Source organism: Streptomyces sp. NPDC057445 (assembly GCF_042802855.1).
GTDB lineage: Bacteria > Actinomycetota > Actinomycetes > Streptomycetales > Streptomycetaceae > Streptomyces.
The window spans coordinates 503,256-527,691 of sequence record NZ_JBHVDH010000003.1; the positions used below are offsets into that span (position 1 = coordinate 503,256).

Here is a 24,436-nt window from a genome sequence, read left to right on the forward strand (position 1 = left end):
GGGGCGAACGTATGCCGTACAGGCCAGCAGGCGATTTAGCGCTTGCTGTACTGCGGGGCCTTACGGGCCTTCTTCAGACCGGCCTTCTTGCGCTCGACCGCACGGTCGTCGCGGCTGAGGAAGCCTGCCTTCTTCAGCGGACCGCGGTTGTTCTCCACGTCCGCCTCGTTCAGCGCGCGGGCCACACCGAGGCGCAGGGCGCCGGCCTGGCCGGAGACGCCGCCACCCGAGATGCGGGCGATGACGTCGTAGCGGTTGTCGAGCTCGAGCACCTTGAAGGGCTCGTTGACTTCCTGCTGGTGCACCTTGTTGGGGAAGTACTCCTCAAGGGTGCGACCGTTGATCTTCCACTTGCCGGTGCCCGGAACGATCCGGACGCGGGCGATGGCGTTCTTGCGACGACCCAGGCCGGCAGCCGGCTGCGGGTCGCCGAAACGGGACGCGAGGGACTCGGACGTGTACTCGCCCTCAACGGGCGCGTCCGACTCGAAGGTGGTGACCTCGGCGTAGGTCTCTTCGCCCTCGACGGGGGTCTCAGCGGTGGTCTCGGCCACGATGCTCCTCAGATTCTTTTCGTCTTAGGGGGTGGCCGGACTTACTGCGCGACCTGGGTGATCTCGAACGGAACCGGCTGCTGGGCAGCGTGCGGGTGGTTCTCGCCCGCGTAGACCTTCAGCTTCGAGAGCATCTGACGGCCGAGGGAGTTCTTCGGGAGCATGCCCTTGACGGCCTTCTCGACGGCCTTCTCGGGGTTCTTCTCAAGGAGCTCGTCGTAGCGGACGGAACGCAGACCACCCGGGTAGCCGGAGTGGCGGTACGCCATCTTCTGGGTCCGCTTGTTGCCGGACAGGTGCACCTTGTCGGCGTTGATGATGATGACGAAGTCACCAGTGTCAACGTGCGGCGCGTAGATCGGCTTGTGCTTGCCCCGGAGGAGGGTGGCAGCGGTGGTGGCCAGACGACCCAGGACGACGTCCTGGGCGTCAATGACGTGCCACTGGCGCGTCACATCGCCGGGCTTGGGGCTGTACGTACGCACGGTCGTAGCCTTCGCTTCTTCAGTGATGGGGATCCTCCGGCCCGTGAGGGCACAGAGGACGGGGTCCTGACAAGGCCACCCGGACGATCACGACAGCCCTGGCAGCACATCGGGGACGCAACCCGAGTGCATGCCGCTGGTCATCGGCCCGGTGGACCGGCGTAAGGGCCCCTCACGTGAGATAGAGCAAGCCAATACGCATAACGAACCAGCAGAATACCCGCGCTCCCCCGCACGGGTCAAAACGCCCGGGGCGCGGCCGACCGTGGACCCGGCCCCCGCGGCGCGCGGGACGAGGTCCCGCGGTGTCCCTCGTACGGTCCACCCAAGCACCCCCGGACGCCCGGAACGCCCAGAACGCCCACCGGAGCGGCTCAGCTGCGACCCGACCACGCAGGCGCCCCTGGCTCTCGGTCCCGGCGCCGCGCATGAGGACCGCCATCCTCCTCGCACCGCTCAGGCCTCGGCCCCGGACGGGGAGGGCAGGCAGGCGCGGCCTCGCTCCGGGCTCAGGCCTCAGCACCAAGGCAGGAGTGCTGCCCCGTCCGGGGACGAGCGTCCCGCGACCCGGCCCGGGCGCGCCGCTCGGACACGGTCGTGTCCGGCCCGGCGTGCCCGGGCGGCGGCCTCGGGCCGGGGCGGGGAGTGACGGCGGGCGGACCGCACCGCCGTCCCGCCGCGATCCGGCCCAGGCCTCGGGCCAAGGTCGGGAACGCGTGCCCACGCAGACAGCTCTGCGCTGCAGGAGGTGAGGACCGCGATCCGGTCCGCGCGCCGCTCAAGGCCGCTGCCCCAGGGCCAGGAGTACCGGCAGCCGCGGACCGTCCCGGCATCCCCCGGTCCGGCCCAGGCGACACTGTCGTGTCCGGCCCGGCGGGCCCGGGCACCGGCCTCGAGCCGGGGCGGGGAGTGACGGCGGGCGCGGCCGCGATCCGGCTCAGGCCTCGGTACCGGGGCGAGGAGTGCTGCCCCGTCCGGGGACGAGCGTCCCGCGACCCGGCCCGTGGGCCCGGGACGCGCCGTGCGGCTACCGCGCCCGCTCCACGCGGCGCTCGTCCCACACCGGCTCCGTCGTCTCGCGGACGCGGCCGTCCGTACCGAAGACCAGATAGCGGTCGAAGGACCTCGCGAACCAGCGGTCGTGCGTCACCGCCAGGACCGTCCCCTCGTACGCCTCCAGCCCCTCCTGCAGCGCCTCCGCCGACTCCAGGTCCAGGTTGTCCGTCGGCTCGTCCAGCAGCAGCGCCGTGGTCCCGCGCAGCTCCAGCAGCAGGATCTGGAAGCGCGCCTGCTGGCCGCCGGAGAGCCGGTCGAAGGTCTGGTCGCCCTGGCGCTCCAGCTCGTACCTCCGCAGGGCGCTCATCGCCGCGCCCCGGTCCTTGGCGTGCTCCGTCCACAGGATGTCGACGAGGCTGCGCCCCAGCAGCTCCGGATGGGCGTGGGTCTGGGCGAAATGGCCGGGCACGACCCGCGCACCCAGTTTCCACTCACCCTCGTGCGCCACGTCCTCCCCGGCGAGCAGCCGCAGGAAGTGGGACTTGCCGGAGCCGTTCGACCCGAGCACGGCCACCCGCTCCCCGTAGAAGATCTCCAGGTCGAACGGCTTCATCAGCCCGGACAGCTCCAGCCCCGCGCAGGTCACGGCCCGTACCCCGGTGCGCCCGCCCCGCAACCGCATCCGGATGTCCTGCTCGCGCGGCGGTTCCGGCGGCGGGCCCGCCTCCTCGAACTTCCTGAGGCGCGTCTGCGCCGCCGCGTACCGCGACGCCATCTCATGGCTGACAGAAGCCGCCTGCCTCAGATTGATCACCAGCTTCTTCAGCTGCGCGTGCTTCTCCTCCCAGCGCCGCTTCAGCTCCTCGAACCGCGCGAACCGCTCACGCCGCGCCTCGTGGAACGTGCCGAAGCCCTCGCCGTGCACCCAGACGTCGCTGCCCGCCGGACCCTGCTCGACGGCCACGATCTTCTGCGCGGCCCGGGCCAGCAGCTCCCGGTCGTGGGACACGAAGAGCACCGTCTTGCGGGTCTCCCCCAGCCGTTCCTCCAGCCAGCGCTTCCCTGGCACGTCCAAATAGTTGTCCGGCTCGTCCAGCAGCAGCACCTCGTCGGGCCCGCGCAGCAGTGCCTCCAGGACCAGCCGCTTCTGCTCGCCGCCCGACAGCGTGCGTACGAGCCGCCACTGCGCCTTGTCGTACGACACCCCCAGCGCGGCCATGGTGCACATGTCCCAGGTGGTCTCGGCCTCGTAGCCCTGCACCTCTGCCCAGTCGCTCAGCGCCTGCGCGTACCGCATCTGGGCGGCCTCGTCGTCCACCGTCATGATCAGGTGCTCGGCCTCGTCGACCGCCCGTGCCGCCTCGCGGATCCGCGGCTGGGCGACCGAGACCAGCAGATCCCGGACCGTGCGTTCGTCCCGTACCGAGCCCACGAACTGCTGCATCACCCCGAGCCCGCCGCTCGCCGACACGGTCCCGCCGTGCGGCTTGAGCTCTCCGGAGAGCAGCCGGAGCAGCGTGGTCTTGCCCGCACCGTTGGCTCCCACGAGGGCGACCACCGCCCCCTCCCCCACCCGGAAGGAGACGTCGCCCAGCAGCGGCCGCCCGTCCGGCAGGTAGTACTCCAGATGCGCGGCCTCGAGATGTCCCATGGCGAGCATTCTCACCGCCCGACACGCTCATGCCCAACAGGTTTAGGATGCGCGGCATGAGCTTTGGGGGACCCCGGTGGCCGCAGGAGCCGCAACGGCAGTACGACGAGTACGAGTACGAGTCGCCGTACCGACAGGAGAGTCGGCAGTCGCAGACGCCCGACTGGGCCGCGCTCGCCGATGCCTCGGCCACCCGCACCCGGCGCCGGAAGTGGCTGCTGCTCGGTGGCGGTGCGCTCGCGACGGCGGCGATAGCCGCGATCGTGGCCACGGCCGTCGTCTCGACGGACAAGGGTGACTCCGTGGCCACAGGCGACGCCAGTGAGCTGCCCACGGCCCCCGACCTGCCGAACGAGACGGGCCGGCCGCAGCCCTCGTTCTCATCGGTCGCGCCGGCGCCTCCGCCGAACCCCAAGGAGTTCATCTCCAGCGCGGAGAAGGACAAGGCGCCCCTCGGCGCGGACACCCTCTTCCCTGGCAAGAAGCTCACGATGGGCGACCGCGTCTACGCCAAGGGCCCGACGGCACGCACCACCAATTGCGCCACCGCCACCCAGGGTTCGCTCGGCGCGGCCCTCACGGCGAACGGCTGCGACCAGGTCATCCGCGCCACGTACACCAAGGACGGCGTGGCCGTCACCATAGGTGTCGCGGTCTTCCCGACGGAGGCCCAGGCCAAGGAGGCGGTCAAGCGCTCGGCCAGGAACATCGCCCCGCTCGCGGGTTCGGGCGTGAAGGGCTTCTGCAAGGGCGGCCCGGTCTGCCGCTTCGTGGGCAACTCCTACGGCCGGTACGCCTACTTCACCGCGACCGGCTATCTCAACGGAAAGTCCGTCACCAAGGGCGACACCAAGGCCTTCCGGCCCGGCGACGACCTGGCGGAGTTCACCTTCCGCCAGATCGTGACGCGCGGTGAGCGCCAGGCGTCAGCAGCAGCCGCCGCTCCCGACGGACAGTGAGCCGGCCGCGGTCCCGGACACCGCACCCGGCAACGACCTCCTGTTGCGGGCCTCCAGGTTTCTGGCGGCCAGCAACGCGTCGGCCGGATAGCCGACTTCCTCCAGCGTGAGCCCGTGCGGCCGTACGACGTGCACGGCCGAGTCGCGTACGCCCGCTGCCAGCACCTTGCCCGGCCAGTCCGCCGGCCGGTGCCCGTCCCCGACGAACAGCATCGCGCCGACCAGCGAGCGCACCATGTTGTGGCAGAAGGCGTCGGCCTTCACGGTCGCGGTGAGGATCCCGTCCGCACCGCGCTCCCAACGCAGCTCCTGCAGCGTCCGGATGGTCGTGGCGCCCTCGCGCTTCTTGCAGTACGCGGCGAAGTCGTGCTCCCCGAGCAGCCGCTCGGCAGCGGCGTTCATGAGGCCGACGTCCAACGGCCAGTCGTGCCACAGCACATGGCCGCGCAGCAGCGGGTCGACACCGGCGGGGTGGTCGGTGACGCGATAGGCGTACCGCCGCCAGATCGCGGAGAAGCGGGCGTTGAACCCCGCAGGCGCCTCCTCGGCCTTCCACACACGGACGTCATGGGCCAGCCGCCCCGCAAGGCGCCGGAGCAGCTTCTCGCGGTGCTCGTCCCAGACGTCCTGCGGCAGATCGACATGGGCGACCTGTCCGCGCGCGTGCACCCCGGCGTCCGTCCGCCCGGCGACCGTCAGTTCGTACGTCTCCGCCGACCGGGTCACCGTACGGATCGCGTCCTCGATCTCGCCCTGTACGGTGCGCTGCCCACGGGTCTGCCTGGCCCAGCCGGAGAAGTCCTTGCCGTCGTAGGACAGGTCGAGCCGCACCCGTACGAAGCCGGGCTTCACGTCATCGCTCACGTCTCACATCCCTTTCAGGCTTTCATCGGAACGGGCCCGCCCCCACGAGGGGAACGGGCCCGTCCGTCAGCCGTCAGAACGCTCAGGCGTCCTTGGCCTCGTCAGCCGGCTTGGCGTCCTCGACGACCTCGGCCTCAGCGGCCTTGGCCTCATCGGACTCCTTGACCGCACGCTTGGCGGCGGCCTCGGCCTCGGCGACGGTCGCCTTCTTCGCGATCTCGCCCTCGACGAGCTCGATCACGGCCATCGGGGCGTTGTCACCACGACGGTTGCCGATCTTGGTGATCCGGGTGTAGCCACCCGGACGCTCGGCGTAGCGCGGAGCGATCTCGGTGAAGAGCGTGTGGACGATGCCCTTGTCCGTGATCGTCTGCAGCACCAGGCGACGGTTGTGGATGTCGCCCTTCTTCGCCTTCGTGATCAGACGCTCGGCGACCGGACGCAGGCGGCGGGCCTTGGCCTCGGTCGTGGTGATGCGGCCGTGCTCGAACAGCGACTTCGCGAGGTTCGCGAGAAGCAGCTTCTCGTGCGCGGCGCTGCCGCCCAGACGGGCACCCTTGGCGGGCTTCGGCATGGTGTTTCTCCTCATGATCTGCACCGGCCGTATCAGGTACCGGTGTCAGCCTGTGCGAGCGGCATACGCCCCTCGCGCACCCCCCGGGGGCCCGGGGGAAGTCCTGTCTTCCGGGCTGGGCCCGGTACCCGGGCGGAGCCGGGGCCATGCGTCCCGGCCGTGGGCCGGGGATCCGGGCAGGAGCCCGGGGAACCGAAGCACCGGCTCCGGACCCGTACGTCCCGACCGGAACCGGGTCGGAGGCCGAAGCCCCGCTGGTCCTGCATCCCCGGCCGAAGCCGAGAACCGGGGCGAAACCCCGGTGGTCCCGCATCACGGCCGTGGGCCGAGGCCCGGGCCGGTCGCGAGGTCCTCGGGGCAGAGCCCCATGTCCTGCTGCCCGGTGCGAGCCGGGTCAGGGGAACGCGTCCCCAGGTCACCCGCACCAGCCGGTACCGCCGGGGCGGAGCCCCTGTGCTTCCCGGAACAACCGCCCCCGGAAGCCCTACGGCCCGGAGGCCGGGGCGAGGCCCCATGTGCATCCGGCCGGAACCGGGCCAGGGGGAAGCCCCGAGGGGTCCCCCGGCCCGAAGGCCGGAGGGGTTGTCGGTCCGGCGGAGCCGGGGCCGGTGGTGCAGGGCACCACCATCCCCGTGACCCCGCCGGAGGCGACTAGTACTGCTCGGTCTCGACGAAACCGGCGTCCGCGTCGTCGTCGGCGCCGAAGGCGTCCGCGGCGGCGGTCGGGTCGAATCCGGGCGGGCTGTCCTTGAGAGCCAGGCCCATACCGGCCAGCTTCGCCTTGACCTCGTCGATCGACTTCGCACCGAAGTTGCGGATGTCGAGCAGGTCGGCCTCGGAGCGGGCGACGAGCTCACCCACGGAGTGGATGCCCTCACGCTTGAGGCAGTTGTACGAGCGGACCGTGAGCTCGAGCTCCTCGATCGGCAGCGCGAGATCGGCGGCCAGGGCGGCGTCCGTCGGGGACGGGCCCATGTCGATGCCCTCGGCGTCGATGTTGAGCTCGCGCGCCAGGCCGAACAGCTCGACCAGGGTCTTACCGGCCGACGCCATGGCGTCGCGCGGACGCATGGCCTGCTTGGTCTCGACGTCGACGATCAGCTTGTCGAAGTCGGTGCGCTGCTCGACACGGGTCGCCTCGACCTTGTACGTGACCTTGAGCACCGGCGAGTAGATGGAGTCGACCGGGATACGGCCGATCTCCTGGCCCACCTGCTTGTTCTGCACGGCGGAGACGTAGCCGCGACCGCGCTCGACGGTCAGCTCCATCTCCAGCTTGCCCTTGCCGTTCAGCGTGGCGAGGACGAGGTCGGGGTTGTGCACCTCGACACCGGCCGGCGGGGCGATGTCGGCGGCGGTGACCAGACCCGGACCCTGCTTGCGCAGGTACATCACGACCGGCTCGTCGTGCTCCGAGGAGACGACCAGCTGCTTGATGTTCAGGATGAGGTCGGTGACGTCCTCCTTGACGCCCGGCACGGTGGTGAACTCGTGCAGGACACCGTCGATACGGATGGACGTGACCGCCGCACCCGGAATCGAGGACAGGAGCGTACGACGGAGCGAGTTGCCGAGGGTGTAGCCGAAGCCCGGCTCCAGCGGCTCGATGACGAACCGGGAGCGGTACTCGTCGACAACCTCTTCGGTCAGCGAAGGGCGCTGAGCGATCAGCATGTCTGTGATCCTTCAGTCGTGGGCGCCCGCTATTTGACGCCCGACTCACCGGGCAGTAGTAGCCCGATATTCCAAAGTACTGCGTACTGCAAGGGTACGGGCGGCACGACCCAGAGGAGCCGTACCGCCCGGACACTCAGGTCAAGCGGACGTCAGACGCGACGACGCTTGGGGGGACGGCAGCCGTTGTGCGGCGTGGGGGTGACGTCCTGGATCGAGCCGACCTCGAGGCCGGTGGCCTGGAGGGAGCGGATCGCGGTCTCACGGCCGGAGCCCGGACCCTTGACGAAGACGTCGACCTTGCGCATGCCGTGCTCCTGCGCGCGGCGGGCGGCCGACTCGGCGGCCATCTGCGCGGCGAAGGGGGTGGACTTGCGCGAGCCCTTGAAGCCGACGTGGCCGGCGGAGGCCCAGGAGATCACGTTGCCGGTCGGGTCCGTGATGGACACGATCGTGTTGTTGAACGTGCTCTTGATGTGCGCGTGGCCGTGCGCAACGTTCTTCTTTTCCTTGCGGCGCACCTTCTTGGCAGCGCCCTGGCGTCCCTTGGGGGGCATGTATTTCTCCCGTGGAGGTGGTCGGTCCTACAGCGAAGACCGCTGATGAGCGTCCTGCTGAGGACTACTTCTTGCCCGGCTTCTTCTTACCGGCGATGGCGCGACGCGGGCCCTTGCGGGTACGAGCGTTCGTGCTGGTGCGCTGGCCGTGGACCGGCAGACCGCGGCGGTGACGCAGACCCTGGTAGCAACCGATCTCGACCTTGCGGCGGATGTCGGCCTGGATCTCGCGACGGAGGTCACCCTCGGTCTTGAGGTTGGCGTCCACGTACTCGCGGATCTTGACCAGGTCCTCTTCGGCCAGGTCACGAACGCGGGTGTTCGGGTTCACACCGGTCGCGGCGAGAGTCGCCTTCGACTGGGTGCGGCCGATACCGAAGACGTAGGTGAGTGCGACCTCCACACGCTTGTCGCGCGGGATGTCAACACCGGAAACGCGTGCCATTCAATGGCTCCTGTGGTGTTCGGGGGTCTTCCGCAGAACCACTCCCGGCCGCCGACCCTCCTGAAGGAGAGGTGGTACGTCCGGGTCCCCGGCCCCCGCCGGAGGTGCCGCCGACCCTGGTCGGGCTGGACGGGCTCTGCGTATCTACATGTACTGCTTGCGTCGCGCGAAGTAACTGCGAGGTGCAGGAGGTCGTACGTCAGCCCTGGCGCTGCTTGTGGCGCAGGTTGTCGCAGATGACCATGACCCGGCCGTGACGGCGGATCACCTTGCACTTGTCGCAGATCTTCTTGACGCTCGGCTTGACCTTCATGGGATGTGAGGTTCTCCGGGTCAGTGCCAGCACCCCACGGGAGGGGGTGAGGGCAAGATCTACTTGTACCGGTAGACGATCCGGCCACGCGTCAGGTCGTACGGGGAAAGCTCCACGACGACCCGGTCGTCCGGAAGGATACGGATGTAGTGCATCCGCATCTTGCCGGAGATGTGCGCGAGGACCTTGTGACCGTTCTGGAGTTCCACCTTGAACATGGCGTTCGGGAGGGACTCGATCACGGTGCCCTCGATTTCGATGGCACCTTGCTTCTTGGCCACGCTTCGCCCTTCGAATCGGCTACCTTGATCGACTCTCGTCGCCGCATGCGGACATACGGGTACACGAGAGCCGACGCATCAGTCTACGTCAGGCCCCTGGAAAAGACGAATCCAGGGAGTTTGCCCATCGCAGGAGATCGTTAAGCGAAAGGTCCGGATCGGTCCGGGCCTCAGGCCAGGGGGTCCGGGGCCGCCGTGACACCCAGCTCCGCGAGCTTCGCCCGGCCGCCGTCGACGGCGGTGAGGACGAGCGGACCCTCCTCCGTCAGCGCCACCGAGTGCTCCCAGTGGGACGACCACGTGCCGTCCGTGGTGATCACGGTCCAGTCGTCCGACAGGACCTCGGTGTGCGGGGTGCCCAGCGAGACCATCGGCTCGATGGCCAGACAGAAGCCGGGGACCAGCTTCGGGCCCTTGCCACGCTTGCGCGAGACGTAGTTCAGCAGGTGGGGGTCCATGTGCATCTCGGTGCCGATGCCGTGGCCGCCGTACTCCTCGATGATTCCGTACCGGCCGCCGCCCGGCTTCGGCTGGCGGCGGATGTACGTCTCGACGGCGCGGGAGATGTCGACCAGCCGGTTGCCGTTCTTCATCGCCGCGATCCCGGCCCACATGGACTCCTCGGTCACCCGGGAGAGCTCGATCAGCTCCGGCGCGTGACCGTCGCCCACGAACGCCGTGTACGCCGCGTCGCCGTGCCAGCCGTCGACGATCGCGCCGGCGTCGATGGAGATGACGTCGCCGTTCTTGAGGACGGTCTTCTCGTCCGGGATGCCGTGGACGACGACCTCGTTCACCGAGGTGCAGATGGTGGCGGGGAATCCGCCGTACCCCAGGAAGTTCGACTTGGCACCGTGGTCCGCGATCACCTTGCGGGCGACCTCGTCCAGATCCCTGGTGGTCGCGCCGGGAACCGCTGCCTCACGGGTCGCCGCATGGATGGCGGCGACGACCAGTCCCGCCTCGCGCATCTTCGCGATCTGCTCGGGAGTCTTGATCTGCACCATGAGGGACGGCGCCTTCCGGGTCGGAGAGTGGTCGTGGGTAATCAAATCAACGATACGGCCGCGGTGTCCCGTGGACACCGCGGCCGTATCGCGTACAGCTCAGTGAATGACCGGCTCAGGCCTTCGCGGCGCGGTCGCCGCTACGGAGAGCCTCCATCGCCCGCTCGGTCACGTCCGCGACCTTGCCGAGCGCGGAGATGGTGACCACGAGGCCCTGGGCCTTGTAGTGGTCGATGATGGGCTCGGTCTGCGTGTGGTAGACCTCGAGCCGCGTGCGCACCGTCTCCTCGGTGTCGTCGTCACGCTGGTACAGCTCGCCGCCGCAGATGTCGCAGACACCTTCCTGCTGCGCCGGGCTGTACGTGACGTGGAAGACGTGCGAGCTGTCGTTGCGGCAGATGCGGCGGCCCGCGATCCGGCGTACGACCTCGTCCTCGGGGACCTCGAGATCCAGCACCGCGTCCAGCTTCACGCCGTCGGCCTCCAGCGCGGCGTCGAGCGACTCCGCCTGCGAGACGTTGCGAGGGAAGCCGTCCAGCAGGAAGCCGTTCTGGGCGTCCGGCTGAGCCATGCGGTCCCGGGCCATCCCGATGGTGACCTCGTCCGGCACCAGGTTGCCCGCGTCCATGAACGCCTTGGCCCGCTTGCCCAGCTCCGTGCCCTGGCTGATGTTGGCGCGGAAGAGGTCGCCCGTGGAGATGTGCGGGATCGACAGGTTCTTGGCGAGAAACGCGGCCTGCGTTCCCTTGCCGGCACCGGGCGGTCCAACGAGGACGATTCGCATCAGCGGAGGAACCCTTCATAGTTGCGCTGCTGGAGCTGGCTCTCGATCTGCTTCACGGTCTCGAGACCGACACCCACGATGATGAGGATGCTGGTGCCACCGAACGGGAAGTTCGCGTTGGCCCCGCCGAAGCCTGCCAACGCCACTGTCGGCACGAGAGCGATCAGACCCAGATACAGCGAGCCCGGCCAGGTGATCCGGTTGAGCACGTAGCTCAGATACTCGGCGGTAGGTCGACCAGCCCGGATACCCGGGATGAAGCCACCATACTTCTTCATGTTGTCCGCGACTTCCTCGGGGTTGAACGAGATGGCCACGTAGAAGAACGCGAAGAAAACGATCAGAAGGAAGTAGGTGGCGATGTAAATCGGGTGGTCACCCTTGACGAAGTGCGTCTCGATCCAGGTTTTCCAGCCCGCGTTCGAGTTGGAGAACTGGGCGATCAGCGCCGGGATGTAGAGCAGCGACGACGCGAAGATGACGGGAATCACACCCGCCTGGTTCACCTTCAGCGGGATGTATGTGGACGTACCGCCGTAGGACCTGCGGCCGATCATGCGCTTCGCGTACTGCACGGGGATCCGCCGCTGGGCCTGCTCGACGAAGACGACGAGCGCGACCATCACGAAGCCGATCAGGATGACCGTGCCGAACTCGATCCAGCCCTTGGCGAGCTTGCCGCTCTCCTTGATGGCCCACAGCGCGCCGGGGAAGCCGGCCGCGATGGAGATGAACATCAGGATGGACATGCCGTTGCCGATGCCGCGGTCGGTGATCAGCTCACCGAGCCACATGACGACGGCCGTACCGGCGGTCATGGTGACCACCATGGTGGCGGTCACGAAGATCGACTGGTCGGGGACGATCTGACTGCCGACGCTGCAGTTCTGGAAGAGCGCGCCGCTGCGGGCGGTGGCCACCAGACCGGTGCCCTGCAGCACGGCCAGGGCGACCGTGAGGTAACGCGTGTACTGCGTGATCTTGGACGTACCGGCCTGGCCCTCCTTCTTGAGGGCTTCCAGGCGCGGGATGACCACTGTCAGCAGCTGCAGGATGATGCTCGCCGTGATGTACGGCATGATGCCGAGCGCGAAGATCGTGATCTGCAGCAGCGCACCGCCACTGAACATGTTGACGAGACCGAAGAGGCTGTTGTTGCCCTTCGATGCCTGGTCCACACAGATCTGGACGTTCTCATAGCTGACGCCGGGTACCGGGATGTGTGCGCCGATCCGGTACAGCACGATGATGCCGAGCGTGAAGAGCAGCTTCTTGCGCAGGTCGGGCGTCTTGAACGCCCGGGCGAACGCGGTGAGCACGGTGCCTCCTGCGACCCCCGCGCAAAGCGTCAGAGGTGACGGTCTTGAGGTTCGACGAATACGAATAAGTCAAGAGCCGCTCGGAGCCCGGTGGGGGCAGCCCTTCACGGCCTGGGGTCCCCCCGGTGAGGGGGGGTGAGCCCGGGGGTCACCCCCCGGTAAATACAGCAACGACGCACGCCACCTTACCGGCGAGTGTGCCCCGCTTGGAACGACCAACCGGGGATGCCCCGTTTGTGAGGCATCCCCGGTGGGTGTTCAGGCCATCGGCTCGTGTCAGACGAGCTCAGTGACGGTACCGCCGACGGCGGTGATCTTCTCCTTGGCGGAGGCGGAAACGGCGTCAACCGAAACCTGCAGCGCCACGGAGATCTCGCCCTGGCCCAGGACCTTGACGAGGCTGTTCTTGCGCACCGCACCCTTGGCGACCAGATCGGCCACCGTGACCTCGCCACCCTGCGGGTAGAGCGCGGCCAGCTTGTCCAGGTTCACGACCTGGTACTCGGTGCGGAACGGGTTCTTGAAGCCCTTCAGCTTCGGAAGACGCATGTGGAGGGGCATCTGCCCACCCTCGAAGCGCTCCGGAACCTGGTAGCGGGCCTTCGTACCCTTGGTACCACGACCGGCCGTCTTACCCTTCGACGCCTCACCACGACCCACACGGGTCTTGGCGGTCTTGGCGCCCGGGGCGGGACGGAGGTTGTGGATCTTCAGCGGGTTCTGCTCCGCCATCAGTCGACCTCCTCAACCGTCACGAGGTGGCGGACGGTGTGCACCATTCCGCGGAACTCAGGGCGGTCCTCCTTGACGACCACGTCGTTGACCCTCTTGAGGCCGAGCGAACGCAGCGTGTCACGGTGGTTCTGCTTGCTGCCGATGTACGACTTCTTCTGCGTGATCTTGAGGCGGGCCATTACGCACCCGCTCCCGCACCGGCACGCGCACGCAGCAGAGCCGCGGGAGCGACGTCCTCGAGCGGCAGACCGCGGCGAGCCGCGATCTCCTCGGGACGCTGCAGACCCTTCAGGGCCTCCACGGTCGCGTGGACGATGTTGATCGCGTTGGACGAGCCGAGCGACTTCGACAGGATGTCGTGAACGCCGGCGCACTCGAGCACGGCACGCACCGGGCCACCGGCGATAACGCCGGTACCGGGGGAAGCCGGCTTGAGCAGGACGACGCCCGCAGCCTTCTCGCCCGTGATCGGGTGCGGGATGGTGCCCTGGATACGGGGGACCTTGAAGAAGTGCTTCTTGGCCTCCTCAACACCCTTGGCGATGGCGGCCGGCACCTCCTTGGCCTTGCCGTAACCGACACCCACGGTGCCGTCACCGTCGCCCACCACGACCAGCGCGGTGAAGCTGAAGCGACGACCACCCTTCACAACCTTGGCGACACGGTTGATCGCGACAACGCGCTCAACGTAAGCGGTCTTCTCGGCGGCAGCTGCGCCGCCGTCACGGCCCTTCCGGTCCCGCCGCTCGCCGCCACCGGCACCGCTTCCGCGGCGCTGGGGTCCAGCCATTGGAATTACCTCTCTTCGTTTTCCGCTGAGCTACGGAACCGGCTCAGAACTTCAGGCCGGCTTCGCGGGCGGCGTCCGCCAGGGCGGCGATGCGCCCGGCGTACTGGTTGCCGCCACGGTCGAACACGACAGCCTCGATGCCGGCAGCCTTGGCACGCTCGGCCACAAGCTGGCCGACCTGCTTCGCCTGCGACGACTTGTCGCCTTCGCCGCCGCGGATGGACGAGTCCAGGGTGGACGCCGACGCGAGGGTGTGCCCCGCGAGGTCGTCGATGACCTGAGCCGTGATCCCGCGGTTCGACCGGGTGACCACGAGACGCGGACGCGCCGGGGTACCCGAGATCTTCTTGCGGATGCGGATGTGGCGACGCTTCAGGGAAGCGCCCTTGTAGGCCTTGCCCTTGGCAATCTTCACGCCGTATGCCATGGCTTACTTACCAGCCTTTCCGACCTTGCGGCGGATGACCTCGCCCGCGTACTTCACGCCCTTGGCCTTGTACGGGTCGGGCTTGCGCAGCTTGCGGATGTTCGCGGCGACCTCGCCGACCTTCTGCTTGTCGATGCCCTCGACCGAGAACTTGGTCGGCGACTCGACCTTGAAGGAGATGCCCTCGGGGGCCTCCACCAGGATCGAGTGGCTGTAGCCGAGCTGGAACTCCAGGTTGGAGCCCTTCGCGGCAACGCGGTAACCGACACCGCTGATCTCGAGCGCCTTGACGTACCCCTGGGTCACACCGGTGATCATGTTGGCCACCAGCGTGCGGGACAGGCCGTGCAGGGCCTTGTTCTGACGCTCGTCGTTCGGGCGGGTGACGTTCAGAACGCCGTCCTCACCCTTCACGATCTCGATCGGCGCGGCAACGGTGTGGCTCAGGGATCCCTTGGGACCCTTCACCTGGACCGTACGGCCATCGATGGTGACATCCACGCCGGCGGGAACCGAGATGGGGAGCTTGCCGATACGCGACATGTTTCTTCTCCTCCGTTCCCGACTACCAGACGTAGGCGAGGACTTCCCCGCCCACACCCTTCTTGCTGGCCTGCTTGTCCGTGAGGAGACCGTGCGACGTGGAGATGATCGCCACGCCCAGGCCGCCCAGCACCTTCGGCAGGTTGGTGGACTTCGCGTAAACCCGGAGACCGGGCTTGGAGATCCGCTTGATGCCCGCGATGGAGCGCTCACGGTTCGGGCCGAACTTCAGCTCGAGGACGAGGTTCTTGCCGACCTCGGCGTCCTCGACCTTCCAGCCCGTGATGAAGCCCTCCTGCTGGAGGATCTCCGCGATGTGAGACTTGATCTTGCTGTGCGGCATCGTCACGGAGTCGTGGTACGCCGAGTTCGCGTTACGCAGACGAGTCAGCATGTCCGCGATCGGATCAGTCATGGTCATGAATTGGCCTTCGGCCTCTCTCGCCGGGGTTTCCTGTATGCGCCATCCCTCTCCCCACACATGGGCGGGACGGGTGCGGCGCGGGGACCTACGGCGTAGTAAGTCGATCAGGGCGGCGGGCGCCCAACCCCACAAGCCTACGGCATGTGAGGGAGGGCCCCGCCGACCCGTTGCTTACCGAGAGCCTCCGGTAATTCCGGGAAAACCCGGGATTACCAGGAGCTCTTGGTCACGCCCGGCAGCTCGCCACGGTGAGCCATCTCACGAAGGCACACGCGGCACAGGCCGAACTTGCGGTACACGGAGTGCGGACGGCCGCAGCGCTGGCAGCGGGTGTACGCACGCACACCGAACTTGGGCTTACGAGCAGCCTTGGCAATGAGAGCCTTCTTCGCCATCTCGCTTACGCCTCCTTGAACGGGAAGCCGAGGTGACGCAGAAGGGCACGGCCCTCGTCGTCGTTGGTCGCCGTGGTGACCACGGTGATGTCCATACCCCGGACGCGGTCGATCTTGTCCTGGTCGATCTCGTGGAACATGACCTGCTCCGTGAGACCGAAGGTGTAGTTGCCACGGCCGTCGAACTGCTTGGGGGACAGGCCGCGGAAGTCGCGGATGCGCGGCAGCGCGAGCGACAGGGTGCGGTCCAGGAACTCCCACATGCGGTCGCCACGAAGCGTGACGTGGGCACCGATCGGCTGGCCCTCACGCAGCTTGAACTGCGCGATGGACTTACGGGCCTTGGTGACGGCCGGCTTCTGGCCGGTGATCGTGGTGAGGTCCTTGATGGCACCCTCGATCAGCTTGGAGTCGCGGGCGGCGTCGCCCACACCCATGTTGACCACGATCTTCACGAGGCCGGGAATCTGCATGACGTTCTCGTAGGAGAACTCCTCACGCAGCTTGCCCGCGATCTCCTCGCGGTACTTCGTCTTGAGACGCGGAGTGGTGGTGGTAGCCATCAGATGTCCTCACCCGTCCGCTTGGCAACGCGGATCTTGTTGCCCTCGTCGTCGAAGCGGTAACCGACGCGGGTCACGACCTTCGTGCCGTCCTTCTCCACGACGAGCTGAACGTTGCTCACGTGAATGGGGGCCTCGGTGGTGACGATGCCGCCGGCCTGCGAGGCACGACCCGGCTGGTTGGCCTTCGTGTGCTTCTTGACCCGGTTGACACCCTCGACCAGGACGCGGTCCTCGCGGGGGAAGGCCGCGATGACCTTGCCCTGCTTGCCCTTGTCCTTACCGGTGATGACCTGTACCAGGTCGCCCTTCTTGATCTTCATGCTTACAGCACCTCCGGCGCGAGCGAGATGATCTTCATGAACTTCTTCTCGCGCAGCTCACGGCCCACCGGGCCGAAGATACGGGTGCCGCGAGGGTCGCCGTCGTTCTTCAGAATGACGGCGGCGTTCTCGTCGAAGCGGATGTACGAGCCGTCCTGGCGGCGGCGCTCCTTGACGGTGCGAACGATGACCGCCTTGACGACGTCACCCTTCTTCACGTTGCCACCGGGGATCGCATCCTTGACGGTGGCGACGATGACGTCACCGATGCCCGCGTAGCGGCGACCCGAGCCACCGAGAACACGGATGCAAAGGATCTCCTTGGCACCAGTGTTGTCGGCGACGCGAAGTCGCGACTCCTGCTGGATCACGTCTATCTCCTGTTTGTCTGCCGGTTCCCGGCAGGGGCTTCCCTCTGTCGAGGTGCGGCCCCTGCCGAGCCTGGCGGAACGAACCTGAAGGGTTACCCCTTCAAGTGATTACTTGGCCTTCTCGAGGATCTCGACGACGCGCCAGCGCTTCGTCGCGGACAGCGGCCGGGTCTCCATGAGGAGGACACGGTCGCCGACACCCGCGGCGTTCTGCTCGTCGTGCGCCTTGAGCTTGTTCGTACGGCGGATGACCTTGCCGTACAGCGCGTGCTTGACGCGGTCCTCGACGGCGACGACGACGGTCTTGTCCATCTTGTCGCTGACGACCAGACCCTCGCGGGTCTTGCGGAAGCCGCGGTCGGTCTTGTTCTCAGTCACGTTGCTCTCGCTCATCAGGCGCTCTCCACCGTCTCGATGCCCAGCTCGCGCTCACGCATCAGGGTGTAGATCCGCGCGATGTCCTTGCGGACGGCCTTCAGCCGGCCGTGGTTCTCGAGCTGACCGGTCGCCGCCTGGAAGCGGAGGTTGAACAGCTCTTCCTTGGCCTCGCGGAGCTTGGCGACAAGCTCCTCGCTGCCCAGCTCGCGCAGCTCGGACGCCTTGGTACCGGCCGACATCACGCTTCACCTGCCTCGCGCTTGACGATCCGGCACTTCATCGGCAGCTTGTGAGCCGCGCGAGTCAGAGCCTCACGTGCGATCTTCTCGTTCGGGTAGGACAGCTCGAACATGACCCGGCCCGGGTGCACGTTCGCGACCCACCACTCGGGGGAACCCTTACCGGAACCCATGCGGGTCTCGGCAGGCTTCTTCGTCAGCGGACGGTCCGGGTAGATGTTGATCCAGACCTTGCCGCCACGCTTGATGTGGCGGGTCATCGCGATTCGAGCCGCCTCGATCTGGCGGTTGGTCACGTACGCCGGAGTCATGGCCTGAATGCCGTACTCGCCGAACGCAACCGTCGTACCACCCTTGGCCATACCGCGGCGCTTGGGGTGGTGCTGCTTGCGGTGCTTGACCCTGCGGGGGATCAGCATTTCGGTCAGGCCTCCGTTCCGGTGCTCTCAGCAGCCGGAGCGGCGGCGGGAGCGTCGGCCTTGGGGGCCTCGGCAGCCGGCGCGGACTGCTGCTGCGGCTTGCGACCGCGACCGCCACGCTCGCCACCACGGCCACCACGGGCCGGGCGGTCGTTGCCACCACGGGCCGGGCGGTTGCCGGCACGGGCAGCGGCGTTCTCGGCGCGGACCTCGGCGATGTTCTTGACGTCGCCCTTGTAGATCCAGACCTTCACGCCGATGCGGCCGAAGGTCGTCTTGGCCTCGAAGAAGCCGTACTCGACGTTCGCGCGGAGCGTGTGCAGCGGCACACGGCCCTCGCGGTAGAACTCCGAGCGGGACATCTCGGCGCCGCCGAGACGGCCACCACACTGGATCTTGATGCCCTTGGCGCCCGCCTTCATCGCCGACTGCATGCTCTTACGCATGGCGCGGCGGAAGGAGACGCGGGAGGACAGCTGCTCGGCAACGGCCTGGGCCACGAGCTGAGCGTCGACCTCGGGGTTCTTGACCTCGAGGATGTTCAGCTGGACCTGCTTGCCCGTGAGCTTCTCGAGGTCGCCGCGGATGCGGTCGGCCTCGGCGCCACGGCGGCCGATGACGATGCCGGGACGCGCGGTGTGGATGTCCACCCGCACGCGGTCACGGGTGCGCTCGATCTCAACCTTCGAGATACCGGCGCGCTCCATGCCGGACGTCATCATCCGACGGATGGCGACGTCTTCCTTGACGTAGTCCTTGTACAGCTTGTCGGCGTACCACCGGGACTTGAAGTCCGTGGTGATGCCGAGCCGGAACCCGTGCGGGTTTACCTTCTGGCCCATTACCGGGTTCCTTCCTTGCTGCTGACGACCACGGTGATGTGGCTGGTCCGCTTGCGGATCCGGTAGGCACGGCCCTGGGCACGCGGACGGAACCGCTTCAGGGTCGGGCCCTCGTCGACGAACGCCTCGCTGATGAACAGCGAAGAGGCGTCCGTGTGGTCGTAGTTGTGCGCGGCGTTGGCGATGGCGCTGTCCAGCACCTTGCCAACCGGCACGCTCGCGGCCTGCGGGGCGAAACGCAGGACCGCCTGAGCCTCCGTGGCGTCCATGCCACGGATAAGGTCCACCACGCGGCGGGCCTTCATGGGCGTGACGCGGATGTACCGCGCTTGGGCCCTGGCTTCCATGGTTGTCCCTTCAGTGTCTGACACGTTCGTCATAGTCGTTCCACCCCGCGTTAGCGGCGCTTCGACTTCCGGTCGTCCTTGACGTGGCCGCGGAAGGTGCGAGTCGGCGAGAACTCGCCGAGCTTGTGGCCGACCATCGACTCGGTGACGAACACCGGGATGTGGGTCTTGCCGTTGTGCACCGCGATCGTGTGGCCCAGCATGGCCGGGACGATCATCGAGCGACGGGACCAGGTCTTGATGACGTTCTTGGTGCCTGCCTCGTTCTGTACGTCCACCTTCTTGATCAGGTGGTCGTCGACGAAGGGCCCCTTCTTGAGACTGCGCGGCATCTAAACCCGCTCCTAGCGCTTCTTGTTCGTCTTGCGGCGGCGGACGATGTACTTGTTGCTCGCCTTCTTGGGAGAACGAGTACGACCCTCCTTCTGACCCCACGGCGAGACCGGGTGGCGACCACCGGAGGTCTTGCCCTCACCACCACCGTGCGGGTGGTCGACCGGGTTCATGGCGACACCGCGGACGGTCGGGCGGACGCCCTTCCAGCGCATGCGGCCGGCCTTGCCCCAGTTGATGTTCGACTGCTCGGCGTTGCCGACCTCGCCGACAGTGGCGCGGCAGCGGACGTCGACCAGGCGGATCTCGCCGGACGGCATACGCAGGTGGGCCATGGAGCCCTCCTTCGCCAGCAGCTGCACGGAGGCACCCGCGGAGCGGGCGAACTTCGCGCCGCCGCCGGGCCGCAGCTCGATGGCGTGGATGGTCGTACCGACCGGGATGTTGCGCAGCGCCAGGTTGTTGCCGGGCTTGATGTCGGCGGCCGGGCCGTTCTCGACACGGTCGCCCTGGTTCAGGCCACGCGGCGCGATGATGTAGCGCTTCTCGCCGTCCGCGTAGTGCAGAAGGGCGATACGCGCGGTGCGGTTCGGGTCGTACTCGATGTGCGCGACCTTGGCCGGCACGCCGTCCTTGTCGTGACGACGGAAGTCGATCACTCGGTAGGCGCGCTTGTGGCCACCGCCCTGGTGGCGAACGGTCACACGACCGGCGTTGTTACGGCCGCCCTTGCTGTGCAGGGGGCGGACCAGCGACTTCTCCGGCGTGGACCGCGTGATCTCGACGAAGTCGGCGACGCTGGAGCCACGACGGCCCGGAGTCGTCGGCTTGTACTTGCGGATACCCATTTCTCAGTCCTCGTCCGATATTCGGACGATCCGGACCTCCGTCAGGAGGTCGGACCGCCGAAGATGTCGATACGGTCGCCCTCGGCGAGGGTCACGATGGCGCGCTTGGTGTCCTTGCGCTTGCCGAAACCGGTGCGGGTGCGCTTGCGCTTGCCCTGGCGGTTGATCGTGTTGACCCCGGTGACCTTGACCGAGAAGACCGCCTCGACGGCCTGCTTGATCTGGGTCTTGTTCGCGCGCGGGTCGACGACGAACGTGTACTTGTTCTCGTCCAGCAGCGCGTAGCTCTTCTCGGAAACGACCGGCTTGACCAGAATGTCACGCGGGTCCGAGAAGGTCTTGCTGGTGATCGTGGCCTCGGACATCAGGCCTCGCTCCCTTCAGTGTCGTTGGCGGCCTTGGGGCCGGACACGAAGGACTCGAAGGCGGCCTTGGTGAAGACCACGTCGTCGGAGACGAGCACGTCGTACGTGTTCAGCTGGCCCGGCTCCAGGATGTGCACCTGGGGCAGGTTGCGGGCGGACAGCCACGCGGCCTCGTCGGCGCGGTCGACGACCAGGAGCAGGTTCTTGCGCTCCGAGATCTTGCCGAACAGCGTCTTGGCGGCCTTGGTGGAAGCCGCACCCTCGACCACGCCGGAGACGACGTGGATGCGGGAGTGACGGGCCCGGTCGGTGAGGGCACCGCGCAGGGCGGCGGCCTTCATCTTCTTCGGGGTCCGCTGCGAGTAGTCACGCGGCACGGGGCCGTGGACGACGCCACCGCCGGCGAACTGCGGCGCACGGGTCGAACCCTGGCGGGCGCGGCCGGTGCCCTTCTGGCGGTAAGGCTTCTTGCCACCACCACGGACTTCGCCGCGGGTCTTGGTCTTGTGCGTGCCCTGACGGGCAGCGGCCAGCTGCGCGACGACGACCTGGTGGATCAGCGGAACGCTGACCTTGGCATCGAAGATCTCCGAGGGGAGCTCGACGCTACCGGCCTTGTCGCCAGCGGGCGAAAGGATGTCAATGGTGCTCATCGTTACCTCAGGCCCCCTTGGCCGCGGTACGGACCAGGACGAGGCCGCCGTTCGGACCGGGAACTGCGCCCTTGATGAGCAGCAGGCCCTTCTCCGCGTCAACGGCGTGGACGGTCAGGTTCTGGGTGGTGACCCGCTCGTTGCCCATACGGCCCGCCATGCGGAGGCCCTTGAACACACGGCCCGGGGTGGCGCAGCCACCGATGGAACCGGGCGAGCGGTGCTTGCGCTGGGTGCCGTGACCGGCGCCGAGGCCCTTGAAGTTGTGACGCTTCATGACACCGGCGAAGCCCTTGCCCTTGCTCTTGCCCGTGACGTCGACCTTGACGCCGGACTCGAACACCTCGGCAGTGATCTCCTGGCCGAGCGTGTACTCGCTGGCGTCGGAGGTACGGAGCTCCACCAGGTGGCGGCGCGGGGTCACGTCGGCCTTGGCGAAGTGGCCCTTGAGGGGCTTGTTCACCTTGCGCGGGTCGATCTCGCCGAAGGCGATCTGGACCGACTCGTAGCCGTCGGTGTCGTTCGTGCGGACCTGGGTGACGACGTTGGGGCCGGCCTTGACGACGGTGACCGGGACGACACGGTTGTTCTCGTCCCAGACCTGAGTCATGCCGAGCTTCTCGCCCAGGATGCCCTTGATCTGCTTAGCCATCTCGCGCGTCACCTCAGAGCTTGATCTCGATGTCGACGCCCGCCGGCAGGTCGAGACGCATCAGCGAGTCAACCGTCTTCGGCGTGGGGTCGAGGATGTCGATGAGGCGCTTGTGCGTCCGCATCTCGAAGTGCTCGCGCGAGTCCTTGTACTTGTGCGGCGACTTGATGACGCAGTACACGTTCTTCTCAGTGGGCAGCGGCACCGGGCCCGCGACCGACGCACCAGTGCGGGTCACCGTCTCGACGATCTTCTTCGCCGAGGAGTCGATGACCTCGTGGTCATAGGCCTTGAGCCGAATGCGGATCTTCTGTCCCGCCATGGCTTCCTGTCTTCCTAGTCTCGTAACGCTCTGGAACCCGATGCGTTCGCGTTCTCCTCCGACCCCCGCGGTCGGGCGTGTCGCATCCCCTCTACGAAGATCTCCCGAAGGATTTCCCAACCAAGGGTTTGCGGGCCTGAAGACCGCGAGCCGGGGGCGAACACCCACCGGGTGCCTGGTCGGCGCCCCGCTGACACTTCCCGGAAGATTCCCGTACGTCCACCCCTGATCAGGGGTGACGAGTACTGTGGGACTCGCTTCCGGTCCTCCCGACGGGAGGCGCGCAGCATCGACACTCAACCGAGCAACCCGGACAGTCTGCCATACGGGGCACGGAGCACGCCAATCGAGCCGAAGAGCGTACCCGGCCGGGTTTGCCTGTCAAACGGCGGCGCGCGGAAGCGTCCGACAAGGGCGGCACTCCCGCCCATCCGCTTGTCCCACCGGTCCCGCAACCCGCGCGGCGATGCCTTCGTCACGCCCATGACCGATGTCGCGTGATCGACCGTGATCGACCTGGATGACGGGATCGTCGGCGAGGCCGTGCGTCCCCGTGCGTCCCCGCGGTGTCACCAGCAAGGCAGCCGCTGTGCGCGCGGCCCTACCAGCGGATCGCGGCCCTCGCCCAGCATGAGGGCCGGACGACCCTCCACCACGACTGCGACCTCGACCTGATCACCGGGATCACCGGCCGGTGGACACGACGGGTCGCCGAGCCCGGCACGGCCGACTGAGCCCGGGCGGCTCATGAGGACGAGCAGGCCGACGTGGCCTTCGCGCCGTCTCTTCGCCGCACGACCCGCCGGTCACTGGCCCACCTCATGACGGTCGCGTACGCCCACTCCACCAGCAGCGCTCCTCCCGCCCGCGTCCTTGCCCGCCCGCCTCGCGGCGTCAGTCCGTTGCGCGTCCGGCTGCGCCGGCCGACTGCGGGTGCCGGACCGGTCCGGATCCCTCGCCGAGGGAGGCAGGCCGACCCGTCGGACGCGCTCACCCATGCGGGTGAACATCTTCAACTCGACCGCATTTTCAGCCGTGTTGCCTGCCTACCCTCGCCACGAGACACGTCTCGGCATACGCATCAGGCATATGCCGTGCTCAGTCCGCACAGCCACAGGGATTCACATGGTCAGTTCGCCCCACGAGGCGATGCACCGCATCTTCCAGGAGTACCCAGGGCTCTTCTCCCGGGTCTCCGAGGTGCTCGGCGTCGCTTTCGCCCCGCCCACCTCCGTGACCGTCCTCCCCACCGACCTCACCGAGACCCAGCCCGTCGAGCGCCGTGTCGACACCCTCTTACGCCTCGACACGGAGGACGACGGGGCCTTTCTCCTCGCGGTCGAGGCGCAGGGCAAGAAGGACCCGGCCAAGCCCGCAAGCTGGGCGTACTACGTGTCGTATCTGCACACGAAGTACCGTCTGCCGCCCGTGCTGCTCGTCGTGTGCCAGGACCGCGCGACAGCCGAATGGGCGGCCCGGCCCACCCACATCGGCCCCTCGCAGTGGCCCGCGCTCACCCTGCGCCCGCTCGTGGTGGGCCCGCACAACATGCCGGTGATCACCAACATCGCCGATGCCCGCAAGGACCCCGCCATGGCGACGCTGGCCGCGATCACGCACGTGGAAGACCCGGACATCGGTGCCATACTCAAGGCAGTCTCCGGCGCCCTGCGCGACACACCTCAAGACCTCTCGTACACCCTCGCCGAACTCATCGCACAAGGCCTGGGCAGGCGCCCGGCCGCACAACAATGGAGGCAGTTGATGGCCGTGGACCTGTCCTTCTTCACGTCACCCATCTCGGAAGAAATCCGGGATGAGGGCCGAGCGGAAGGCCGCACCGAAAGCCGAGCCGAGGACGTCCTGCTCGTCCTGGAGCAGCGCGGCCTGGACGTCTCCGAGCCGGCCCGCGACCGGATCACCGGGTGCACCGACCCCGAGATCCTGCGCCACTGGCTCGCACGCGCCGTCACAGCCCCCTCCACGGAGGCAATCTTCACGACG

37 protein-coding genes are annotated in these 24,436 nt (G+C 67.7%); 3 read left to right on the forward strand and 34 right to left on the reverse strand.

The window, feature by feature from the left end; translation table 11 throughout:
* Positions 1 to 35 precede the first annotated feature (35 nt).
* The 3 genes from rpsI to ACFU5O_RS10205 all read right to left on the reverse strand — a co-directional run bounded on the left by rpsI (position 36) and on the right by ACFU5O_RS10205 (position 3,686).
* Positions 36 to 554 (reverse strand): 30S ribosomal protein S9, encoded by a 519-nt coding sequence (gene rpsI / locus ACFU5O_RS10195; RefSeq protein ID WP_384238607.1) that lies wholly within the window; start codon positions 552 to 554, stop codon positions 36 to 38.
* 41 nt (positions 555 to 595) lie between these two features.
* Positions 596 to 1,039 carry a 50S ribosomal protein L13 gene (gene rplM, locus ACFU5O_RS10200; RefSeq protein WP_384238609.1) on the reverse strand — a complete coding sequence of 148 codons (444 nt, stop codon included), beginning with the start codon at positions 1,037 to 1,039 and terminating at the stop codon, positions 596 to 598.
* 1,027 nt (positions 1,040 to 2,066) lie between these two features.
* On the reverse strand, positions 2,067 to 3,686 hold the full coding sequence (locus ACFU5O_RS10205) for an ABC-F family ATP-binding cassette domain-containing protein (protein ID WP_384238611.1): 1,620 nt from the start codon (positions 3,684 to 3,686) through the stop codon (positions 2,067 to 2,069).
* Between the two features lie 56 nt (positions 3,687 to 3,742).
* On the opposite strand from ACFU5O_RS10205, the gene ACFU5O_RS10210 reads away from it, so the two are divergent.
* On the forward strand, positions 3,743 to 4,645 hold the full coding sequence (locus ACFU5O_RS10210; RefSeq protein WP_384238612.1) for a hypothetical protein: 903 nt from the start codon (positions 3,743 to 3,745) through the stop codon (positions 4,643 to 4,645).
* Here ACFU5O_RS10210 and truA read toward each other — a convergent pair.
* The 31 genes from truA to rpsJ all read right to left on the reverse strand — a co-directional run bounded on the left by truA (position 4,613) and on the right by rpsJ (position 22,432).
* The gene (gene truA / locus ACFU5O_RS10215) at positions 4,613 to 5,509 is read right to left on the reverse strand and encodes a tRNA pseudouridine(38-40) synthase TruA (RefSeq protein WP_384238614.1); all 897 of its coding nucleotides are present in this window, start codon (positions 5,507 to 5,509) and stop codon (positions 4,613 to 4,615) included. The two genes, ACFU5O_RS10210 and truA, sit on opposite strands and share 33 nt — an antisense overlap.
* Positions 5,510 to 5,591: 82 nt before the next feature.
* Complete coding sequence (gene rplQ / locus ACFU5O_RS10220; RefSeq protein ID WP_384238616.1) at positions 5,592 to 6,083, reverse strand: 50S ribosomal protein L17; 492 nt, start codon at positions 6,081 to 6,083, stop codon at positions 5,592 to 5,594.
* Between the two features lie 651 nt (positions 6,084 to 6,734).
* The gene (locus ACFU5O_RS10225) at positions 6,735 to 7,757 is read right to left on the reverse strand and encodes a DNA-directed RNA polymerase subunit alpha (protein WP_003956430.1); all 1,023 of its coding nucleotides are present in this window, start codon (positions 7,755 to 7,757) and stop codon (positions 6,735 to 6,737) included.
* A 152-nt stretch (positions 7,758 to 7,909) separates the two neighbouring features.
* Positions 7,910 to 8,314, reverse strand: a complete 405-nt coding sequence (gene rpsK / locus ACFU5O_RS10230) for a 30S ribosomal protein S11 (protein ID WP_003948617.1) — start codon at positions 8,312 to 8,314, stop codon at positions 7,910 to 7,912.
* Positions 8,315 to 8,378: 64 nt separating this feature from the next.
* Complete coding sequence (rpsM, locus tag ACFU5O_RS10235; protein WP_004946638.1) at positions 8,379 to 8,759, reverse strand: 30S ribosomal protein S13; 381 nt, start codon at positions 8,757 to 8,759, stop codon at positions 8,379 to 8,381.
* Positions 8,760 to 8,958: 199 nt separating this feature from the next.
* Positions 8,959 to 9,072, reverse strand: coding sequence for a 50S ribosomal protein L36 (gene rpmJ / locus ACFU5O_RS10240; protein ID WP_003956441.1), 114 nt, complete (start codon positions 9,070 to 9,072; stop codon positions 8,959 to 8,961).
* A 59-nt stretch (positions 9,073 to 9,131) separates the two neighbouring features.
* Positions 9,132 to 9,353: a translation initiation factor IF-1 gene (gene infA, locus ACFU5O_RS10245; RefSeq protein ID WP_003956442.1), complete on the reverse strand. Its 222-nt coding sequence runs from the start codon at positions 9,351 to 9,353 to the stop codon at positions 9,132 to 9,134.
* Positions 9,354 to 9,523: 170 nt separating this feature from the next.
* Positions 9,524 to 10,360, reverse strand: a complete 837-nt coding sequence (gene map, locus ACFU5O_RS10250; protein WP_384238618.1) for a type I methionyl aminopeptidase — start codon at positions 10,358 to 10,360, stop codon at positions 9,524 to 9,526.
* Positions 10,361 to 10,475: 115 nt separating this feature from the next.
* Positions 10,476 to 11,144 carry an adenylate kinase gene (locus ACFU5O_RS10255; RefSeq protein ID WP_384238620.1) on the reverse strand — a complete coding sequence of 223 codons (669 nt, stop codon included), beginning with the start codon at positions 11,142 to 11,144 and terminating at the stop codon, positions 10,476 to 10,478.
* A complete protein-coding gene (gene secY / locus ACFU5O_RS10260) occupies positions 11,144 to 12,463 on the reverse strand; it encodes a preprotein translocase subunit SecY (RefSeq protein ID WP_384238621.1) in 1,320 nt (439 codons plus the stop codon). Before secY ends, ACFU5O_RS10255 begins: the two co-directional genes overlap by 1 nt.
* A gap of 276 nt (positions 12,464 to 12,739) precedes the next feature.
* Complete coding sequence (gene rplO / locus ACFU5O_RS10265) at positions 12,740 to 13,195, reverse strand: 50S ribosomal protein L15 (RefSeq protein WP_384238623.1); 456 nt, start codon at positions 13,193 to 13,195, stop codon at positions 12,740 to 12,742.
* A complete protein-coding gene (rpmD, locus tag ACFU5O_RS10270) occupies positions 13,195 to 13,377 on the reverse strand; it encodes a 50S ribosomal protein L30 (protein ID WP_215183645.1) in 183 nt (60 codons plus the stop codon). Before rpmD ends, rplO begins: the two co-directional genes overlap by 1 nt.
* Complete coding sequence (gene rpsE, locus ACFU5O_RS10275) at positions 13,377 to 13,988, reverse strand: 30S ribosomal protein S5 (protein WP_093656378.1); 612 nt, start codon at positions 13,986 to 13,988, stop codon at positions 13,377 to 13,379. Before rpsE ends, rpmD begins: the two co-directional genes overlap by 1 nt.
* A 43-nt stretch (positions 13,989 to 14,031) precedes the next feature.
* A complete protein-coding gene (rplR, locus tag ACFU5O_RS10280) occupies positions 14,032 to 14,415 on the reverse strand; it encodes a 50S ribosomal protein L18 (protein WP_384238626.1) in 384 nt (127 codons plus the stop codon).
* 3 nt (positions 14,416 to 14,418) lie between these two features.
* Complete coding sequence (gene rplF, locus ACFU5O_RS10285; protein ID WP_384238628.1) at positions 14,419 to 14,958, reverse strand: 50S ribosomal protein L6; 540 nt, start codon at positions 14,956 to 14,958, stop codon at positions 14,419 to 14,421.
* A 22-nt stretch (positions 14,959 to 14,980) separates the two neighbouring features.
* On the reverse strand, positions 14,981 to 15,379 hold the full coding sequence (gene rpsH / locus ACFU5O_RS10290) for a 30S ribosomal protein S8 (protein ID WP_017949652.1): 399 nt from the start codon (positions 15,377 to 15,379) through the stop codon (positions 14,981 to 14,983).
* Between the two features lie 212 nt (positions 15,380 to 15,591).
* Positions 15,592 to 15,777, reverse strand: coding sequence for a type Z 30S ribosomal protein S14 (locus tag ACFU5O_RS10295; RefSeq protein ID WP_003956452.1), 186 nt, complete (start codon positions 15,775 to 15,777; stop codon positions 15,592 to 15,594).
* A gap of 5 nt (positions 15,778 to 15,782) precedes the next feature.
* Positions 15,783 to 16,340: a 50S ribosomal protein L5 gene (rplE, locus tag ACFU5O_RS10300; protein WP_384238630.1), complete on the reverse strand. Its 558-nt coding sequence runs from the start codon at positions 16,338 to 16,340 to the stop codon at positions 15,783 to 15,785.
* Positions 16,340 to 16,663 carry a 50S ribosomal protein L24 gene (rplX, locus tag ACFU5O_RS10305; protein WP_384238632.1) on the reverse strand — a complete coding sequence of 108 codons (324 nt, stop codon included), beginning with the start codon at positions 16,661 to 16,663 and terminating at the stop codon, positions 16,340 to 16,342. Before rplX ends, rplE begins: the two co-directional genes overlap by 1 nt.
* 2 nt (positions 16,664 to 16,665) lie before the next feature.
* The gene (gene rplN, locus ACFU5O_RS10310) at positions 16,666 to 17,034 is read right to left on the reverse strand and encodes a 50S ribosomal protein L14 (RefSeq protein WP_003956455.1); all 369 of its coding nucleotides are present in this window, start codon (positions 17,032 to 17,034) and stop codon (positions 16,666 to 16,668) included.
* Between the two features lie 108 nt (positions 17,035 to 17,142).
* The gene (gene rpsQ, locus ACFU5O_RS10315) at positions 17,143 to 17,427 is read right to left on the reverse strand and encodes a 30S ribosomal protein S17 (protein WP_150209241.1); all 285 of its coding nucleotides are present in this window, start codon (positions 17,425 to 17,427) and stop codon (positions 17,143 to 17,145) included.
* Positions 17,427 to 17,651: a 50S ribosomal protein L29 gene (gene rpmC, locus ACFU5O_RS10320; protein WP_266381587.1), complete on the reverse strand. Its 225-nt coding sequence runs from the start codon at positions 17,649 to 17,651 to the stop codon at positions 17,427 to 17,429. Before rpmC ends, rpsQ begins: the two co-directional genes overlap by 1 nt.
* Positions 17,651 to 18,070, reverse strand: coding sequence for a 50S ribosomal protein L16 (gene rplP / locus ACFU5O_RS10325; protein WP_005313579.1), 420 nt, complete (start codon positions 18,068 to 18,070; stop codon positions 17,651 to 17,653). The genes rpmC and rplP overlap by 1 nt, the downstream gene beginning before the upstream one ends.
* A 5-nt stretch (positions 18,071 to 18,075) precedes the next feature.
* Positions 18,076 to 18,912, reverse strand: a complete 837-nt coding sequence (gene rpsC / locus ACFU5O_RS10330; RefSeq protein WP_384238635.1) for a 30S ribosomal protein S3 — start codon at positions 18,910 to 18,912, stop codon at positions 18,076 to 18,078.
* Positions 18,912 to 19,259: a 50S ribosomal protein L22 gene (gene rplV / locus ACFU5O_RS10335; RefSeq protein WP_030359020.1), complete on the reverse strand. Its 348-nt coding sequence runs from the start codon at positions 19,257 to 19,259 to the stop codon at positions 18,912 to 18,914. Before rplV ends, rpsC begins: the two co-directional genes overlap by 1 nt.
* A 50-nt stretch (positions 19,260 to 19,309) precedes the next feature.
* Entirely contained in the window at positions 19,310 to 19,591 is a 282-nt protein-coding gene (gene rpsS / locus ACFU5O_RS10340) for a 30S ribosomal protein S19 (RefSeq protein WP_003948639.1), read from the reverse strand.
* Positions 19,592 to 19,603: 12 nt separating this feature from the next.
* Positions 19,604 to 20,440, reverse strand: a complete 837-nt coding sequence (gene rplB / locus ACFU5O_RS10345; protein WP_384238637.1) for a 50S ribosomal protein L2 — start codon at positions 20,438 to 20,440, stop codon at positions 19,604 to 19,606.
* A 41-nt stretch (positions 20,441 to 20,481) separates the two neighbouring features.
* Positions 20,482 to 20,805 carry a 50S ribosomal protein L23 gene (gene rplW / locus ACFU5O_RS10350; protein ID WP_384238639.1) on the reverse strand — a complete coding sequence of 108 codons (324 nt, stop codon included), beginning with the start codon at positions 20,803 to 20,805 and terminating at the stop codon, positions 20,482 to 20,484.
* The gene (rplD, locus tag ACFU5O_RS10355; protein ID WP_384238641.1) at positions 20,805 to 21,458 is read right to left on the reverse strand and encodes a 50S ribosomal protein L4; all 654 of its coding nucleotides are present in this window, start codon (positions 21,456 to 21,458) and stop codon (positions 20,805 to 20,807) included. The genes rplW and rplD overlap by 1 nt, the downstream gene beginning before the upstream one ends.
* Positions 21,459 to 21,465: 7 nt before the next feature.
* Positions 21,466 to 22,110, reverse strand: coding sequence for a 50S ribosomal protein L3 (gene rplC, locus ACFU5O_RS10360; RefSeq protein ID WP_242329291.1), 645 nt, complete (start codon positions 22,108 to 22,110; stop codon positions 21,466 to 21,468).
* A 13-nt stretch (positions 22,111 to 22,123) separates the two neighbouring features.
* Entirely contained in the window at positions 22,124 to 22,432 is a 309-nt protein-coding gene (gene rpsJ, locus ACFU5O_RS10365; RefSeq protein ID WP_003948644.1) for a 30S ribosomal protein S10, read from the reverse strand.
* Between the two features lie 566 nt (positions 22,433 to 22,998).
* On the opposite strand from rpsJ, the gene ACFU5O_RS10370 reads away from it, so the two are divergent.
* Both ACFU5O_RS10370 and ACFU5O_RS10375 read left to right on the forward strand, forming a co-directional pair.
* Positions 22,999 to 23,166, forward strand: coding sequence for a hypothetical protein (locus tag ACFU5O_RS10370; RefSeq protein WP_384238643.1), 168 nt, complete (start codon positions 22,999 to 23,001; stop codon positions 23,164 to 23,166).
* Between the two features lie 391 nt (positions 23,167 to 23,557).
* Positions 23,558 to 24,436 (forward strand): hypothetical protein (locus tag ACFU5O_RS10375; RefSeq protein WP_384238645.1); only part of this gene is annotated, 879 nt, incomplete at its 3' end.

Coding starts and splice junctions, on each gene's coding strand:
- rpsC (WP_384238635.1), bottom strand. CDS start 18,912: ATGGGCCAGAAGGTAAACCCGCACGGGTTCCGGCTCGGCATCACCACG.
- ACFU5O_RS10210 (WP_384238612.1), top strand. CDS start 3,743: ATGAGCTTTGGGGGACCCCGGTGGCCGCAGGAGCCGCAACGGCAGTAC.
- rplO (WP_384238623.1), bottom strand. CDS start 13,195: ATGGCGGAGCAGAACCCGCTGAAGATCCACAACCTCCGTCCCGCCCCG.
- rpmJ (WP_003956441.1), bottom strand. CDS start 9,072: ATGAAGGTCAAGCCGAGCGTCAAGAAGATCTGCGACAAGTGCAAGGTG.
- rpsQ (WP_150209241.1), bottom strand. CDS start 17,427: ATGAGCGAGAGCAACGTGACTGAGAACAAGACCGACCGCGGCTTCCGC.
- rplB (WP_384238637.1), bottom strand. CDS start 20,440: ATGGGTATCCGCAAGTACAAGCCGACGACTCCGGGCCGTCGTGGCTCC.
- rpmD (WP_215183645.1), bottom strand. CDS start 13,377: ATGGCCCGCCTCAAGATCACGCAGAAGAAGTCGTACATCGGCAGCAAG.
- rplV (WP_030359020.1), bottom strand. CDS start 19,259: ATGGAAGCCAGGGCCCAAGCGCGGTACATCCGCGTCACGCCCATGAAG.
- rplE (WP_384238630.1), bottom strand. CDS start 16,340: ATGGCTACCACCACCACTCCGCGTCTCAAGACGAAGTACCGCGAGGAG.
- map (WP_384238618.1), bottom strand. CDS start 10,360: ATGGTGCAGATCAAGACTCCCGAGCAGATCGCGAAGATGCGCGAGGCG.
- rplC (WP_242329291.1), bottom strand. CDS start 22,110: ATGGCTAAGCAGATCAAGGGCATCCTGGGCGAGAAGCTCGGCATGACT.
- rpmC (WP_266381587.1), bottom strand. CDS start 17,651: ATGTCGGCCGGTACCAAGGCGTCCGAGCTGCGCGAGCTGGGCAGCGAG.
- rpsS (WP_003948639.1), bottom strand. CDS start 19,591: ATGCCGCGCAGTCTCAAGAAGGGGCCCTTCGTCGACGACCACCTGATC.
- rplX (WP_384238632.1), bottom strand. CDS start 16,663: ATGAAGATCAAGAAGGGCGACCTGGTACAGGTCATCACCGGTAAGGAC.
- rplQ (WP_384238616.1), bottom strand. CDS start 6,083: ATGCCGAAGCCCGCCAAGGGTGCCCGTCTGGGCGGCAGCGCCGCGCAC.
- rpsK (WP_003948617.1), bottom strand. CDS start 8,314: ATGCCCCCCAAGGGACGCCAGGGCGCTGCCAAGAAGGTGCGCCGCAAG.
- rpsH (WP_017949652.1), bottom strand. CDS start 15,379: ATGACCATGACTGATCCGATCGCGGACATGCTGACTCGTCTGCGTAAC.
- ACFU5O_RS10295 (WP_003956452.1), bottom strand. CDS start 15,777: ATGGCGAAGAAGGCTCTCATTGCCAAGGCTGCTCGTAAGCCCAAGTTC.
- rpsJ (WP_003948644.1), bottom strand. CDS start 22,432: ATGGCGGGACAGAAGATCCGCATTCGGCTCAAGGCCTATGACCACGAG.
- rplD (WP_384238641.1), bottom strand. CDS start 21,458: ATGAGCACCATTGACATCCTTTCGCCCGCTGGCGACAAGGCCGGTAGC.
- ACFU5O_RS10205 (WP_384238611.1), bottom strand. CDS start 3,686: ATGGGACATCTCGAGGCCGCGCATCTGGAGTACTACCTGCCGGACGGG.
- rplF (WP_384238628.1), bottom strand. CDS start 14,958: ATGTCGCGTATCGGCAAGCTCCCCATCTCGGTTCCCGCCGGCGTGGAT.
- rplR (WP_384238626.1), bottom strand. CDS start 14,415: ATGGCATACGGCGTGAAGATTGCCAAGGGCAAGGCCTACAAGGGCGCT.
- rpsM (WP_004946638.1), bottom strand. CDS start 8,759: ATGGCACGCGTTTCCGGTGTTGACATCCCGCGCGACAAGCGTGTGGAG.
- rplW (WP_384238639.1), bottom strand. CDS start 20,805: ATGTCCGAGGCCACGATCACCAGCAAGACCTTCTCGGACCCGCGTGAC.
- ACFU5O_RS10255 (WP_384238620.1), bottom strand. CDS start 11,144: ATGCGAATCGTCCTCGTTGGACCGCCCGGTGCCGGCAAGGGAACGCAG.
- rplP (WP_005313579.1), bottom strand. CDS start 18,070: ATGCTGATCCCCCGCAGGGTCAAGCACCGCAAGCAGCACCACCCCAAG.
- rpsE (WP_093656378.1), bottom strand. CDS start 13,988: ATGGCTGGACCCCAGCGCCGCGGAAGCGGTGCCGGTGGCGGCGAGCGG.
- ACFU5O_RS10225 (WP_003956430.1), bottom strand. CDS start 7,757: ATGCTGATCGCTCAGCGCCCTTCGCTGACCGAAGAGGTTGTCGACGAG.